The 14,600-nt window shown below is 60.0% G+C and carries 11 protein-coding genes; 9 read left to right on the forward strand and 2 right to left on the reverse strand.

Annotated features, from left to right (window positions below; translation table 11 throughout):
- Nucleotides 1-37 precede the first annotated feature (37 nt).
- The 6 genes from SGJ19_28530 to rpsI all read left to right on the forward strand — a co-directional run bounded on the left by SGJ19_28530 (nt 38) and on the right by rpsI (nt 6,869).
- Nucleotides 38-1,264, forward strand: a complete 1,227-nt coding sequence (locus tag SGJ19_28530) for a serine hydrolase domain-containing protein (protein ID MDZ4784213.1) — start codon at nt 38-40, stop codon at nt 1,262-1,264.
- 326 nt (nt 1,265-1,590) lie between these two features.
- Nucleotides 1,591-3,063, forward strand: coding sequence for a tetratricopeptide repeat protein (locus tag SGJ19_28535; protein ID MDZ4784214.1), 1,473 nt, complete (start codon nt 1,591-1,593; stop codon nt 3,061-3,063).
- Nucleotides 3,064-3,404: 341 nt separating this feature from the next.
- On the forward strand, nt 3,405-4,637 hold the full coding sequence (locus tag SGJ19_28540; protein ID MDZ4784215.1) for a hypothetical protein: 1,233 nt from the start codon (nt 3,405-3,407) through the stop codon (nt 4,635-4,637).
- A 13-nt stretch (nt 4,638-4,650) separates the two neighbouring features.
- On the forward strand, nt 4,651-5,820 hold the full coding sequence (solA, locus tag SGJ19_28545) for an N-methyl-L-tryptophan oxidase (GenBank protein MDZ4784216.1): 1,170 nt from the start codon (nt 4,651-4,653) through the stop codon (nt 5,818-5,820).
- A 152-nt stretch (nt 5,821-5,972) separates the two neighbouring features.
- Nucleotides 5,973-6,416: a 50S ribosomal protein L13 gene (rplM, locus tag SGJ19_28550; GenBank protein MDZ4784217.1), complete on the forward strand. Its 444-nt coding sequence runs from the start codon at nt 5,973-5,975 to the stop codon at nt 6,414-6,416.
- A 54-nt stretch (nt 6,417-6,470) separates the two neighbouring features.
- A complete protein-coding gene (rpsI, locus tag SGJ19_28555; protein ID MDZ4784218.1) occupies nt 6,471-6,869 on the forward strand; it encodes a 30S ribosomal protein S9 in 399 nt (132 codons plus the stop codon).
- Nucleotides 6,870-7,007: 138 nt separating this feature from the next.
- Here rpsI and SGJ19_28560 read toward each other — a convergent pair whose 3' ends face one another.
- The gene (locus tag SGJ19_28560; GenBank protein MDZ4784219.1) at nt 7,008-7,958 is read right to left on the reverse strand and encodes a fatty acid desaturase; all 951 of its coding nucleotides are present in this window, start codon (nt 7,956-7,958) and stop codon (nt 7,008-7,010) included.
- 225 nt (nt 7,959-8,183) lie between these two features.
- Nucleotides 8,184-8,618: an EamA family transporter gene (locus SGJ19_28565; GenBank protein ID MDZ4784220.1), complete on the reverse strand. Its 435-nt coding sequence runs from the start codon at nt 8,616-8,618 to the stop codon at nt 8,184-8,186.
- Between the two features lie 829 nt (nt 8,619-9,447).
- Here SGJ19_28565 and SGJ19_28570 point away from each other — a divergent pair.
- The 3 genes from SGJ19_28570 to SGJ19_28580 form a co-directional block, all read left to right on the forward strand.
- Entirely contained in the window at nt 9,448-10,890 is a 1,443-nt protein-coding gene (locus tag SGJ19_28570) for a hypothetical protein (protein ID MDZ4784221.1), read from the forward strand.
- Nucleotides 10,891-11,358: 468 nt separating this feature from the next.
- Nucleotides 11,359-12,567 carry a hypothetical protein gene (locus SGJ19_28575; protein ID MDZ4784222.1) on the forward strand — a complete coding sequence of 403 codons (1,209 nt, stop codon included), beginning with the start codon at nt 11,359-11,361 and terminating at the stop codon, nt 12,565-12,567.
- 155 nt (nt 12,568-12,722) lie between these two features.
- Nucleotides 12,723-14,600, forward strand: a 1,878-nt coding sequence (locus SGJ19_28580) for a hypothetical protein (GenBank protein MDZ4784223.1), incomplete at its 3' end; no start/stop codon positions are given.

Here is a 14,600-nt window from a genome sequence, read left to right on the forward strand (position 1 = left end):
AGTGACCGGACAATCGCAACTTCCTTTGAGCGACATCATGAATCACAAAGTTTTTGCCGCAATCGTCGGCGGGTTGTTGTTCGGCCAATGCACTACGGCATTGCGCGCGGAGGTCAAGAGCGCGAAGTTCGATACGGAGCGACTAAAATCGCTGCCGTCGGCCATGCAGCGATTCGTCGACGAGCACGAAATCTCCGGCGCGGTTGTTGTCGTCGGCAACGCCGATGGCGTGGCGGCGATTGAAGCGATCGGCCAGCGTGACTTGGCCTCCGGCGAGCCAATGCGCAACGATTCGCTGTTCCGCATCGCTTCGATGACCAAGCCGATCACCGCGATCGCCGTGGCCATGCTCGTCGAGGAAGGCAAGCTGAGCTTCGACGATCCGGTCGAAAAGCACTTGCCGGAATTCCGCGGACAGCGATTGATCGTCGAGCGCGACGGCGAGCGACGCGTCACCGTCCCGGCGCCGCGATCGATTACGATCCGTGAACTGCTGACGCATACCTCGGGCATGCCCGGCGGACCGCCGCCGGGATTGGCGGAACTGTATCGACGGCGCGATCGCACCTTGAACGAAGCGGTGCTCGCCTTTTCGCAACTGCCGCTCGAATTCGAGCCGGGCTCTCGCTGGTCGTACAGCAACACCGGCATCGACACCGCCGGCCGCGTCGTCGAAGCCGTTTCCGGGCAGGGCTTCGAGGAGTTTCTGTCGACGCGATTGTTCCGGCCGCTGGGGATGAACGACACCGTGTTTTATCCCTCGGACGATCAGCGCGGTCGCCTGGCGACGATGTATCGCCGTGACAGCGATCAGCTCCTTCCCGCCGAGGAGAGCCTGATCGAAGTGCCGCGCGAGGCGAAGTACCCCGTGCCGGCCGGCGGGCTTTGCTCGACGGGGCCGGACTTGGCGAAACTGTACCAGGCGATGCTGCGGCTGGGCGAATGTGACGGACATCGCCTGCTCACTCCCGAAAGCGTCGCCGAATTGACGCGGTTGCAAACCGGTTCGCTGGAAACGGGCTTCGTCCCCGGCATGGGTTTCGGGCTCGGTTGGGCATATGTGCGCGAACCGCAGGGCGTAACGGGCGCCCTCTCGCCCGGGAGCTTTGGCCACGGCGGCGCCTTTGGCACTCAGGCTTGGATCGACCCCCAGCGTGGCTGGTTCGCGATCCTGCTGATCCAACGTGTTGGCCTTCCGAATGCGGACGCATCGGCAATGCGTGGAATTCTGCAAGCACAGGCGGCCGGTGCGATCTCGCCTTGACGTCGGACTCGCAGACACTGGCGCGCTGCGCGGCAAACTAATTCCGCCGCCCCTTTGCCAACTTGGCTCGGACGGCGTTAGAATCGTTATGGTCGCTCGATCCAGCGCGCAACCGGGGCGGAGTTCTCGTCTCGGGCCAATTCCTTTGCGCTGGAATTGGGGCGTCGCAAATTACAATGCAAGGAATTGACCTTGCTGAGCGCAGCCCGGGCCTGAACAGGGTAACGGGCCGCCGCGTAGAAACCAACTCACTTGCTTTTCTTCGTCGCCCGGGATTGGCGCAACCCGGGCCTCGCGATTGTCGCCAGGGCAAAGGAATTAGCAGCATGAATCGCTTCATTTCGAAACTCCTGGCCGTTGCCCTGGCACTTTCGCCAGCGGCTTGGCAGAGCGTCTCGGCGGCCCCTTTGGCGACGGAGGACGTGCTGCCGACCGCGCCCGACGATCCGTCGAAGAAACAATACAAAGAGATCCAAGACGCCGTCGTCAAGTTCCAAGCCGGCGACTTGGATGGCACGTTGACGCTCTTGGAGCAGGCGCACGAAAAATATCCCGAGCTGGCGCCGGCGCAGATCCTGCTGGCGCAGATGTTTTTCAAGGCGATGAGTTCCACGACCGGCCAGAAGCAAGCGCAGCTGCTGACCTACGGCCGGGGAGCGTTGGAACGAGCCGTGGAGAAAGACAAGAACGACCCGGACGCGTATCTGTTCCTCGGCGACCTGGCCTTTGCCCAATCGCGGCTCACGGAAGCGGAGCTGCTGTTTACCAAAGCGAACGACCTCACGAATGCCATGGACGCGGCCAACCCGCGTAAGGCCGATTTGCACAAGCGCTGCCTGGCCGGAAACGCCTCGGTGGCCGAAGCGCGGAGCAACTTGGACGAAGCCATCAAGCTGTTGACCGAACTGGCGGAAACCTCGCCGGACAATCCATTGGCCCACTATCGCCATGGGCAGGTCTTGTTCAAGAAGAAGGAAGCCCGCAGCGCTTTCGAGGCCTTCAAGAAGGCCGTGGCGATCAAGGCCGATTTGGGCCCCGCCGGCATCGTCATGGCCCGCCTGTTCGAGCAAGCGGCGCAACAAGGAGACGCGGCCGCACGCAAGTCGGCGGACGACTGGATCGCCTACTCGATCTCGGCCAAGCAGGGTGGGAAGGATCCCTTGTCACACCTGGCGGTGGCGCGGATGTACTGGGATCGCGACGACGTCGCCAACGCGAAGAAGCACGCCGAGATTTCGCTCGGTCTGGATCCGAATTCCAAGGAGTTGAAGCTGCTCCTGGGGCTGATCGCTCGTTACGAAAAGGATTTGCCGACAGCCGAAAAGCTGTTCGAGGAAGTTTACAAATCTGACCCGAGCAACTTTGCCGCGGCGAATCAGTTCGTGATTTCGTTGATCGATCAGGACGATGACACCAGAAAAGGTCGCGCCTTAGTCATCGCCGAAGCCAACATGAAGGACCACCAGAGCACCAATTTCGCTCCCACCGCAGCGGCCACGCTGGGTTGGGTCTACTACCGGCTCGGTCGTACGCAGGACGCCCAAAAGATGTTGCAATCGGCCATGCAGGCCGGGCGCGGCAATATCTCAGGCGACACCGCTTACTACGTCGCAAAGATCCTCATCGACAGCGGCCGGGCCGACGACGCTAAGGCCCTGCTGAAAACGACGTTGCAGGGCAAGGGACCATTCCCGTACCGCACCGACTGCCAGGCGATGCTGGCTCAGTTGGAGAACTCGTCGACGCCGGTGACACCGGACACGACTCCGGCCACGGATTCGAGTTCGCCGCCGAATTAGTAAGCGCGCCTTCCCTGGGCTTAAGTGGCGATGTTAATTCAGTCTTTCAGCCCCGCTGCTTTCCTGGCAAAGCAGCGGGGCTTTTTTCGCGCTTGTACGGATAGCGGCCTTGGCGTATCCTCCCGCCGCGCTGTAATGGATTGCGGCGCGCGAAATGCGCACATTTCCTATCCTGCCAAGCCATGGCTATGGGCCGATTGCGAGCCACGGTCGCCGTCCTGATCGCTTTCCTTGGCGTGTCATGCGCTGGGTGCGCGACTTTGTTTTCGTCGGACGATGGCAAAGCATCGCTCGAGCCGCAGGCCAAGGATGTCGCAGCCAGCCGAGACCAGGAATCAGCGGTGAAACCCGCGTTGGGCGCAGCTCAGCCGCCTTTGATGGCAACGGGCGCTTTGCCGGCGCAGTCCCAGGCGCCGCCTCCATCGCCGGAGCAATTCGTCGGGCAGTTGCCAGGCCTCGACCCAGCCACGCAGGCGCGATTGCTCGCCGATCTTAAGCAAACTGATCCGGCCCATTGGCCGCAGTTGCTGCAAGCGTTTCGAGTCGCTGCCGGTCGCGGCGCGAACCCGCGTCCTACGGGTGAACTGCCCCCACAATCGACGGTCGATGGTTCTCCCGCGATGGCGGCAACCGCTGACGTCTCCTCAAAACTGCGCGAGCATCCCTATCATCCGTCCGAGCGCCCCGCGGCGCCGACAACACCGCCCACGTCGACTTTGCCTGGTGAGCCTCCGACCGGGGGACTTGCCCAGGCGTTCGCGGCGAATCGCGATCCCCGAGCAGCCTTGGCGACATTGAACGATCCGCTCGACGGCGACACTTCCGCCGTACGTCAAGTCAGCTATGAAAGCTCCGCTTCGAGCAATGCCCAGAGCGCCGAACAAGCAATCAGCGCCGCGATTCGCGAGTTGGAGGCCTCGGGCGATCATGCCGTGGCAGGTTCCCAGGAAGCGGCGCGCCGGCAAATCGAACTGCGACTGCTGTATCTGGCCGCCGGACGGCGCGACGATTCACTGAAACCGATTCCCGGCCTGACCTCCGCCGAGCAGGAGTTTTGGTCGTCGCAACTGTACGCGTTGTCGGCCTGGCTCGACGCCGAAAAAACGCCCGCCGCCGATCGCCGCGCGAATGAGGCGCTCGCGCATCTGGATCGCGCGCGGGGCAAACTGGCGGAGATCGGCACGCTGCAAGTTCGCAGTCCGGAATTCTGCACCCGCGTCGACGGTTTTGGCGCGTTCACGAAGTTCAAGGAGAACGTGTTCAAACCGTCGCAAGAAGTGGTGCTGTACGTCGAGTTGGAGAATTTCCACTGCGACTCGACCGACGGCGGCTATCGCACGGCCCTTAGTAGCCGGTATCGCATTCTCGACAGCCAAGGTCGGCAGGTCACCGAGTATGAGTTCCCGGCCATCGAGGAAGTTTGTCAGAACCGTCGCCGGGACTACTACATCTCCTTCCGCGTGACGATGCCAGGGCGCGTGTACGACGGCCGCCACACGCTACAATTGACCGTCGAGGACACGCTCGGCAAAAAGGTCGGGCAGACCTCGATCGAATTCGCGATCAAAGAGTAAGCCGGCCGACGCGATGCCCACCGAGCGCTATGACCTGATTGTCGCCGGCACGGGCGCCGTGGGGAGTGCCGCCCTGTGGCAGGCCGCCCAGCGCGGACTGCGCGTCCTTGGCATCGATCGCTTCCCGCCGGGGCATGATCGCGGCAGTTCGCACGGCCGCACGCGGATCATTCGCCACGCGTACTTTGAGCACCCGGACTACGTGCCGCTCCTGTTGCGCGCCTATGAACTCTGGGCCGAGTTGGAAAACGCCCGCGGCGAGCAACTCTTACGGCAGACGGGCCTGCTGCAAGTCGGCCCGGCCGATGGCTTTGTCGTCAACGGCGTCGTCGAAAGCGCCCGGCGCCACGGCCTGCACGTGGAAGCCCTTTCCGCCGACGACTGCCAGCAACGCTTTCCGGCCTTTCGCATTCCGCCCGATCACGTCGCCGTCTTCGAGCCCAAGGCCGGCTTCCTCCACGTCGAACGCTGCGTGATCGCCCAAGCGGAGGAAGCTCAACGGCTAGGGGCCGTTCTACGCCTGAACGAGACGGTGCAAAGTTGGCAGCAGCGTGGCGATCACGTTATCATTCAGACCGACCAGCAGGAATACAGCGCCGCGCGGCTAATCATTTCGGCCGGCGCTTGGGCCGGGCAATTGCTCGCGGAACTTGACATCCCGCTGACGGTGCGGCGCAAACCGGTCTATTGGTTCGAGCCGCGTGATGAGCGTTACGACGCGGACCAAGAGTGCCCGGCGTATCTGTTCGAAACACTTGCGGGCGTATTCTACGGTTTCCCGCGCATCGACGAGCACGGCGTGAAAGTTGCCGAACACTCCGGCGGCGAAGCAGTCGCCGATCCTCTGACCGTCGATCGCTACGATCGCGCCTCCGACCGGGAACCGTTACTTCGATTCACCGCCGCGCACCTGCCGGGCGTCACCGACCGCGTGCTCGGACACAGCGTCTGCCTGTACACGATGTCGCCAGATGAGCATTTCATCGTCGACTGTCATCCCGATTTCCCCGCGGTGGCCTTCGCCGCCGGCCTCTCCGGCCACGGCTTCAAATTCGCCCCGGTTCTGGGACAAGCCTTGGTCGAACTGGCAGTTAACGGCCGGACGGATTTGCCAGTGGAATTCCTGTCGCTGGGACGCGACGGTTTGTCCCGCCCAAGTGAACCGTCCCGGCGGGACTCATGAACCGGTTTTTCCACCCTTGTCGCCCGTCGGTCTAGCCGCTACATTGCTGGTTTCCCTTGGGCCGATTCCCGGTCGAACGGGGGGCCGTTGCCTGTCGGATAATGGTTTGTCTGACACGGGCGGCGATTTCCGCTTTGAAGGATGGGATTGAGATGCTTTCGCAGAAGTCGTACGTCGCCAAGCCGGGTGAAGTCGAGCAGAAATGGCTGCTCGTCGACGCCAAGGACAAAATCGTCGGTCGCCTGGCCTCCGACATCGCCGTGATCCTGATGGGCAAGCACCGCCCAACCTATACGCCGCACACCGATACCGGCGACTTCGTCGTGGTCACCAACGCGGAACGCGTGGTGTTCACCGGCAAGAAGTGGGACCAGAAGCGCTACACCTGGTACACCGGCTACACGCGGCAGAAGAGCGAGTCGGCCGCCGAGCGGCTCGCCAAGCAGCCGGAGACGATTCTCCGCGAGGCGGTCCGCCGGATGCTGCCGAAGAACAAGCTCGCCACGAAGATGTTGGACAAGCTCAAGGTCTATAAGGGTCCTGAGCATCCGCATCAGGCCCAGAATCCCCAGCCCGTCGAGTTGGCGGTCAGCTAAGGGTCGATTTCCCGTCTCAAATCATTTACGCATCGCTTAGAGGATCGTCCGTCGATGGCCAACGCCACTGCAGATTCGCTCGGAACTGGACGCCGTAAGACCTCAGTCGCCCGCGTGCGCATTCGCCCGGGTTCCGGCAAGATCACGATCAACAAACGGCCGCTCGACGATTTCTTCCACAACGTGAAGGATCGGGCTGCGGTGCTGGCCCCGCTGGAAACCACGGGCCAGGTAGAGACGGTCGATGTGATCATCGACGTCAAAGGCGGCGGCATGACCGGTCAATCGGGCGCCTGCAAGCTCGGCATCGCCCGGGCCCTGAAGGGCCATAGCAGCGAGATGGAAGCCGCGCTCCGCCAGGCGAGCATGCTGACTCGCGACGGCCGCATGAAAGAACGCAAGAAGTACGGCCTCCGCGGCGCCCGCCGTGGCACGCAGTTCTCGAAGCGTTAAACTTTCAGTCGCAGCTCCCATACGATTAACGACCCCCGCGCGGCAATCGCCCGGGGGTCTTTTCGTTGGCATAGTCGCCTTTCGCGGTGCGAAAGGCGCCTGTGGAGCGTGAACCCAAAATTGGGGTTCAACGAAACACTATCCCGACGCGCGACTTCGCGCACGTCGTGCGCGAGGCGGCACGACGTCCCAGGCCAGGCCGACGCATTTGAGGGCCAGGATCATCAGGTAGGTCGTGTCAAGCTCCCACCAGCGGTGCTGCACGGTCGCGCTCGCGGGATCCCAATGGTGGTTGTTGTGCCAACCTTCGCCATTCGCCAGCAGGGCCACGAGCCAGTTGTTGCGGCTGTTCTCGTCCGTGTCGTGCGTGCGATACCCGTAGAGATGCGTCAACGAGTTGACGCTCCAGGTAATGTGCCAAACGGCAACAGTCCGCAGCAGCACGCCCCAGATGACCAGGCTGGCGCCCCATTGGCTCGAAGCCGCCCAGGAATCGCCCATCGCCAGCCCCAAGCACAAGCCGCAAAGGTAGTAGGCAAGTGCCTGCGTTAGATAAATCCACATGACCCAGAGCGGCCGCTTCTCGAGCGCCATGAAGAACGGATCGCTCAGTACGTCTTGGGCGTATTTGTGATACACGCCGATGCTGTGATTCGTCGGATTGCGTCGAAACAGCCAGCCGATGTGCGACCAGCCGACGCTATCGAACGGCGAATGCGGATCTTCCATTTCGTCGGAATGGCGATGGTGCATCCGGTGCGTCGCGACCCAGCGCCCAGGCGTGTCTTGCATCGAGCAAAGCGCGATGACCGACAACACGCGCTCGAAAAACGGGTAGGTGCGAAAGCTCCGATGGGACAACAGTCGGTGATACCCGATATTGATGCCGAAGCAGCCGAAAAAGTGGACGCCCACGAACATCACCGCCACGCCCGTCCAAGAAAAAAACCAGGGCACTGTCGCCAACAAAGCCAGCGCATGAATAGCGACAATCGGCAGGAAATAGGGCCAAAACAGCGGGAGCTTCAGGAGCGAAGGGTTCTGCGGACGGGAAAAATCGACCGTTGCCGCCGTGATTGCTTCCTGCATCACACTCACCAATCTGAGTCAGAAGTTTCCGCTGCGAACTCCGCTCGCATCTGCTAGCATCGCTAGCGCCGGACAGCACGAGATGTTTGAAGTCTATAGAGTTCTCGCAATTCGCGATACAGCTGCTTGGTTGCATATTGCGGCCGGAGCGCCGAATACCACGCCGACAACCAGATCGATGTCAGTGATGTTGAGCGTTCGCCGTCCAATCCGCCGCGAAACGAATCAGCGCTGCAGGCCAATGAGCGCGGCGCCGAACCCAATGCAGCAGATGCCCAGCCACGCGATCGGCGCGGGGCGTTCGTTCAGAAATAGTGTCGCGAACACTGCAACGAGTACCACGCTTAGTTTGTCGATCGGCGCCACTTGCGACACCGCGCCGGCCTTAAGCGCTCGAAAGTAGCAAAACCAAGACGCGCCGGTCGCCAATCCCGACAGGATGAGGAACAGGCCCGCACTGGGAGGCAGCGTCAGCGGACTGCGCCACTTTCCCAGACCCCACACCAGAAAAGCCAACACGGCGAAGATCACGGCAGTGCGGATCAGTGTGGCGTAGTCGGCGTCGACTTCCTCCAAGCCTACCTTTGCAAAAATAGCCGTCAGCGCGGCAAATACTGCGGACAACAGCGCCCAAAAAAGCCAGTGGTCGGTGATTGACATAGTGATCGGCCCGCCAAAACTGCGGGAGTGGACGCCGGACGTGCGACGGACGCTGTTTGGCGGGGATCGCCCCGCGCCAATACCAGACGGTCAGCAAAGGGCCGCAGAAGGACGACGCTAACTATAGCATCGTAACCGGTCGCGAAAGAACGTTGACCGTAATTCCAGGTGCACTCACGGGACCGCAATCCAATGACGGCTGGCGGAGCGGTACGGATGATTGCCAATAGGCTGAACGGAGAGGACAGGATTCGAACAAGTACGAAAAACACGGCGAAAATGTGGGTTTCCCATGAACGCGGCGCAGAATCCGGCGCAGTTGACTCGCGAATTGACGATTTGGACCTTCGATTGGCGGCCATCATTGACGCATGGCAGACATTGCCCGAGGCCGTGCGAGATCAAATCCTCGCCCTAGTTCGCGACGTGGCCACCTAGCGTCGGAGTAAGCGGTGCCGGAGTAAGCCCCCTGGCGTGGCGTAGGGCGGCCGGAGAGGCTCTCCAGCGGGCGATACGCACAACTGTAGAGACTTCGACGGCCGACATCCCGACGCCGCCAGCCGGCCCACCCCGGGGGGTACGCGCCCCCAAATCAAGTCGGTGCCATTCGTATGGGCGTATCAGAGGTTTTTCAATTTTTGCGGTATAGGTACTTCGCCGCCGCCGGCTCACCCAACAGAGATCTTCGATTAAATGCCCTTGTGGCTGTCACAACTCGCAATATGACGCGAATAAAGTACCAGACGCGGCTAGTGAGCCTGCTCCAACGGTAACCTAGTCATTCGGTTTTCATCCCCCAGTAATCCCCTTCGCGGCCGGAGTCCACGCCATGTCCCACACGGAAACGTACCATCGGACGTTCTTGCCGGACGGACCGTTCGAGAGCTTCGAGTCAGCGCACGGAAGAAAAGAAAAGAAGGTCCAGTGGCCGGACTTTGGTCCCCAGCAGCCGAGTCAGTTTCCCAATTTTCCGCAGAATCAAGTCACACCTCCCAAAACTCCGGCTGGATACCAGCCAATTAAGCCCTTTCCGGCCCAAAATCCTCAACCGGCGGTGAATCCGTACCCGGCACCTACCGGAAAGCCTTACTTGCGCACACAAGGACGATTTCGGATCATCCAGACGGATGGCGCAGGTTCATACAACGAAATCTGGGTCGTCGAAAAAGAGGATCAGAAATTCAATACCGTGGCCACCCCCTGGGAACAAGTCAACAGCAAACTGCTGCCGGGAGGACATACATTCGATCCGGTCGTCAACAAAAACCTTACAGTCGTTGGTTACGTCGGCGCTGTGTACGACAACCACATTTACGTTCCCAGTAGCTCCAAAGAGATCATTGAGAAGTTCCCCGACTTGGATCAGAACGTAGAGACGTTTCCTGAGTCGCACTTCGTGGCAGCTTTTCAGCAGCCTGGCTTTCGACAATGGGGCACATGGGACCCAAAAGAGTTGTGGTTCGTGGCGACCGACCCCGATGGTCACATCACGGCCGCCGAACACTTGGGCGGAACCAGCAATGCCGAGTCGGTGGCGAATCCGGATATTCGTTTCCTATTGCGTGTCCTCCCCGCGCTCCTCGGGAAACTGGTGCTGGTGGTCGGCACCGTAGGTGGCAAGCGGTTGCTGACGCGACTCGCCCGCCGGCGCGGGATGAACGCCTCCACCACAGGTGGCTCATCCGGCGGCAGACGAGGTGGTGGCATTCCCGGGGGTCCAGGCGCGATGGGAGGCAAGGCCGGCAAATTAACGGGAACTCCAGTTCATCATCCCAAGGTGACGGGGAGCATCGGGTCCACCGATGCGGAAGCGATTGCTCGCGAAAGGGAAGCGATGATGCGTTATGCGGATTCAGGCAATGTAAAACACGTTTGGATGGACGATGCCGCTCGTCCGAAATTCGGCGTAGCCGCGCATGGCGAGAAGTACCCCGACGTGACGGCTGAATTTAACAACGGAACCTGGGGGCTCGCCGAAGGCAAGGGAACGGATGTCACCAAGATGATCCAGCAGTTCGAGCGAGCAGGCCGAGTTCCAGAACTGACGGGAAAGATCGCCCGTCAAGAAGTTGTGGTGCAGCGGCTGAAGCCCCTTACTCATCCTGATGGTGGCACGTTTCAGATGGTAGGCCCCAATTTCGCCACTGGCAAGGAATATGGTTGGGCGTTGATGGACGTATCATCGCTGCCGGCGAAGCCTTTGATCGTCAATGGCATTCCGATCAAGGTGATCGTTATGGGAATTCCTGAATCTCAAGGCCTGAGACCATAACAGTCCTTCCAAGTCAATGTGCATATTTGCGAACCAGCCAACGCTACATGGGTGACGAAATCACGTTGCTTTTGCTGCTCGAGGCTGTGCGGGGTCGGATCGTCGATCTAGTTCAGAATGCGCCCACCCATCCGTCGGAGTGAGGGTGGCCTCTGTTGGCACCCAGCGTGACGCAGGGCGGCCGGGGGAGCAGACAGCGGCATTCGCGGTCCCACCGACTCGTCCGCCCTGTCAATCGACGACAGAGGCCACGCGACGGCCCACCCCGGGGGCAGGCCCCCCAAATCGTTATGCCCTTATTTGTATGTTCGGGTCGCCGAGTTTTTTGTTTTTTCGGAATTGCGACCAACCCAACGGCCAATTGGCAGGGGCCTCCGATTCAGGCGATACTTTGCGTTCGCCTGCTAACGCGGTTAGGATCGCAGGCGGCTCTTTTGCAGAGACCCGTCGCGACTAAGGGGGCAGGCCATGCGAGTGGCGTTTGCGCTGTGCGCTTTGATGGTTGTGTCGACGCTCATTGAGACCCGGGCAGCGTCAATCGTCGCCGTAGGGCCACTGGACCGAGACACGGTTACGGAGCTGTTTGGCATCTCTGCCGACGGCAGCGTCGTGGCCGGACGCAGTTGGCGGGGCAGCGGCACCTCACGTGCCGTGCGATGGACTGCTGCAACTGGTACGCTCGCGTTGCCGGACACTCCCCAAGGCGCAGTCGCATATGCTGTGTCCGGCGACGGGAACTACATCGTAGGTCATACAGGAGACGACCACGGTTTTCGTTGGAGCGCGGCGAGTGAAATTGAGATCGTTGGCGGAGCCTTCGCGTACGCTGCTTCCTATAACGGATCGGTTGTAGTCGGAAGTACAATCGGGCCGGATCGGCGTGCGTTTCGGTGGTCCGAGGCTGACGGCCTCCAAGACCTCGGCAACTCACGCGCGACTGGCGTTTCGGCAGACGGCACGATCGTCGTCGGCCAAACTACCACGCCAGCCGGCGGCTTCTTTCGCTGGACGGCGGAAGGAGGCGGCGTGGAACTTGGCCTGGGCATCGCCCAAGCTATTTCTGCCGACGGCACAACCATAGTTGGCGGTGGCGCAGGGAATGCCTTCGTGTGGACGGAGGCTGATGGGATTAGGTCGATCGGCGGCAACGTCGCTTATGCTGTTAATGCCGACGGTTCGGTCATTGTTGGTGAGGGAAAAGACGCCTTCGGCGATTGGCATGCAACGTTGATCCATTCTCGATTGGGTTCGCGCGATCTCGTGGACGTGTTGCGATGCCAAGGCGGAAACGTAGCTGGCTGGAATCTGAATGAGGCAACCGGCGTTTCCGCCGATGGCCTGACGATCGTGGGCAATGGCACCGACCCCGGGGGCAATCGATACGGCTGGGTCGCTCAACTGGACCCGATTGCACATCCGGGCGACGCGGATGGCAATGGAAAGGTCGACATCAACGACTTGAACCTCGTCCGCAACAACTTCGGATCGGAAGGCGCTCCCGTGCTGGGCGACACGGACTACGATTGTGGCGTCACGATTGACGATTTAAACGCCGTTCGGAATAACTTTGGTTGGGTGGAAGTGCGACAAGTGCCAGAGCCATCATCTTTCGCTGCAATGCTCTGTTGCCTCTCAGTTTTTGGCTTCTATTTCCATCTTCGTCGGGGGAGCGCGTAACGGTGGCCAAATCATTCTCAATGCTCCTGGAGGAGATCGATCCCTCAGTTTTGGCGTCTGCGCGCGAATCACTTCATCATGCGAGAACTTTGTCATCCTACACTCCGGCTTCATTCCCGAGTGGCACTGATCATAGCCCTCAGCATACAGATGCTGTGGATGAACATGCTGGAATGCTTTGTGCGGCCGGACTCATTCAGGAACTAAACGATGCGGAGCGCTATCTGTTATTGCTTGCGTGTCATTTTCACGACCTGGGAATGGTGGGCACTGAAGAGGAGAGTGCAACCTCGGCGGGTCAAGAATCCATTCGTCGCCAACATTCTGTTCGTATCGGGGAACGAATCAAGGCCGAATGGCAGGCCTTTAAGCTGAAGTCGCAGCCTTACGCTGAGGCGCTGGCTCTGACATGCCGTGGTCACAGACCCGAACGGGATGCAAATGGTGAGCCGACGTGGGCTGACCTTCCTGAGCTTTTGACGTTAGGGCGAAATGAAACCGTTCGCCCAAGACTGTTGTCGGCCATCCTATTTGCGGCGGACGAGCTTCACATCGGTGATGACCGTGCAAGCCATCAGGTGGAGCAGTATCGCGAGATTCGAAGCAAGACTGCGAAAGTCCACTGGGCTCGCCACCAAGCAATCAGAGGCCCCGATCTAGTGGCCGGCCAACTGCGGTTCTCGGTGCAGGTGGATACTCCGGAACAAGAAGAAGACTTGCGTCGGAATGTCATTCGGAAGGCCGGGCAGGCTTTATGGGCACTGCAAAAGGAGGTCACTGCACACGAGCTAAACATTGCCCTGCCGAGATTGGTTTTGACGTGGAATCGCGACAAATGTCTTTGTCTGTGTCTTTGGATGCAATTGATGTCATTGCTCGCACAATCACGAGACGAATTGGAGAGCACGCTCACCACCAATTATGTCGCACATGTGGCTTCGTGCCCGGATATCACTGATTTTGCGTCGGATACTGATTCCGAAGAACGCGCCATCGCAGCGGCTTGTAAACGCATCGTGAGCGACGCCTTCTCCCTGGGGATCGTCGAGGCACCGGCTGAATCCAAGGTACAAGTGCGAAAAGACTCCCAAGACGTGCGAAAAGTGATTCAGGCAGGCATGTGTGAAGCAGACGCGTCAAATGTACATTTCTGCATTTCGACTGCGAAAACGTATTCGATTGCACTGTTTGAGAGTGAGCTTGGGCAGTACTGGATTAGACACTTCGTATACCCGAGCGTGCGCGCGACATACTCCCTTCAACACACCTCAACGGCGTTCGAAGACCAGGTCACGACTCTATTGCAAGTGTCGCCCACTGCTTGTCAACTGGTGGAAACTCTCTCGCCCGCCCGTTCGCTCCTTGCAAAGCCAGAGCTGCTCGAATCGCTAGTGATGAGTGGCATCCTAATGGATTTGTCTGACAACTCTGAAATCGTGCTGACCCCAAGTGTGCGTCACGCCTTTCGGCTTCTGGCAACTCGTGTGACAATGTCGTTGCCGCAAATAACGTACTTCATCGAAGAGCACGCGCTAATGAGAGGTTTCTCCTTCAAGGAAGTCACAGAGTTGCTCACAGAAGACTTTGCGAAAAGGCCCACCCAAGTGGCCGGAGGAAAGCACATTTCTATGGTCGAAATCGCTGATACTCCACCGGCCTTTCCGGCGATTCAATCGCCTTACATCATCGCCGCCAGCCTTCGCTCTCGTGTGGGTATAGCTCTCGTCGGCGAGCCAAACAAGTTCGATATTACCGTAGAGTCCGACAGCGACGCGGAGTCGAACGCATCGATTACTTCACATTCAATTCTAATTACACCGCAAGTAGGAAATGGCCAGCTCCTTTTCGCTCACGGTCGGATTCGCATTGATGTAGTGTCGCGGTCAATGACCTTTATCGCGGCAGAACCCGGAAGCGCGGAGTGCGAGGAATGTCCATATTTCTTGCGAATTGACGGGATGAGGCAAGGCGCGCCCTCGAACTTCACTATTCGCTCTAGATTGACGCATGTCACAGTGGTCGATGCACTTGAA

Source organism: Planctomycetia bacterium (assembly GCA_034440135.1).
In the GTDB taxonomy this organism is placed as follows: Bacteria; Planctomycetota; Planctomycetia; order Pirellulales; family JALHLM01; genus JALHLM01.

Bases quoted from the DNA above. Each gene is read 5' to 3' on its own strand.
- SGJ19_28530 (MDZ4784213.1), top strand. From the start codon at position 38: ATGAATCACAAAGTTTTTGCCGCAATCGTCGGCGGGTTGTTGTTCGGC.
- SGJ19_28535 (MDZ4784214.1), top strand. From the start codon at position 1,591: ATGAATCGCTTCATTTCGAAACTCCTGGCCGTTGCCCTGGCACTTTCG.
- solA (MDZ4784216.1), top strand. From the start codon at position 4,651: ATGCCCACCGAGCGCTATGACCTGATTGTCGCCGGCACGGGCGCCGTG.
- rplM (MDZ4784217.1), top strand. From the start codon at position 5,973: ATGCTTTCGCAGAAGTCGTACGTCGCCAAGCCGGGTGAAGTCGAGCAG.
- rpsI (MDZ4784218.1), top strand. From the start codon at position 6,471: ATGGCCAACGCCACTGCAGATTCGCTCGGAACTGGACGCCGTAAGACC.
- SGJ19_28560 (MDZ4784219.1), bottom strand. From the start codon at position 7,958: ATGCAGGAAGCAATCACGGCGGCAACGGTCGATTTTTCCCGTCCGCAG.
- SGJ19_28565 (MDZ4784220.1), bottom strand. From the start codon at position 8,618: ATGTCAATCACCGACCACTGGCTTTTTTGGGCGCTGTTGTCCGCAGTA.
- SGJ19_28570 (MDZ4784221.1), top strand. From the start codon at position 9,448: ATGTCCCACACGGAAACGTACCATCGGACGTTCTTGCCGGACGGACCG.
- SGJ19_28575 (MDZ4784222.1), top strand. From the start codon at position 11,359: ATGCGAGTGGCGTTTGCGCTGTGCGCTTTGATGGTTGTGTCGACGCTC.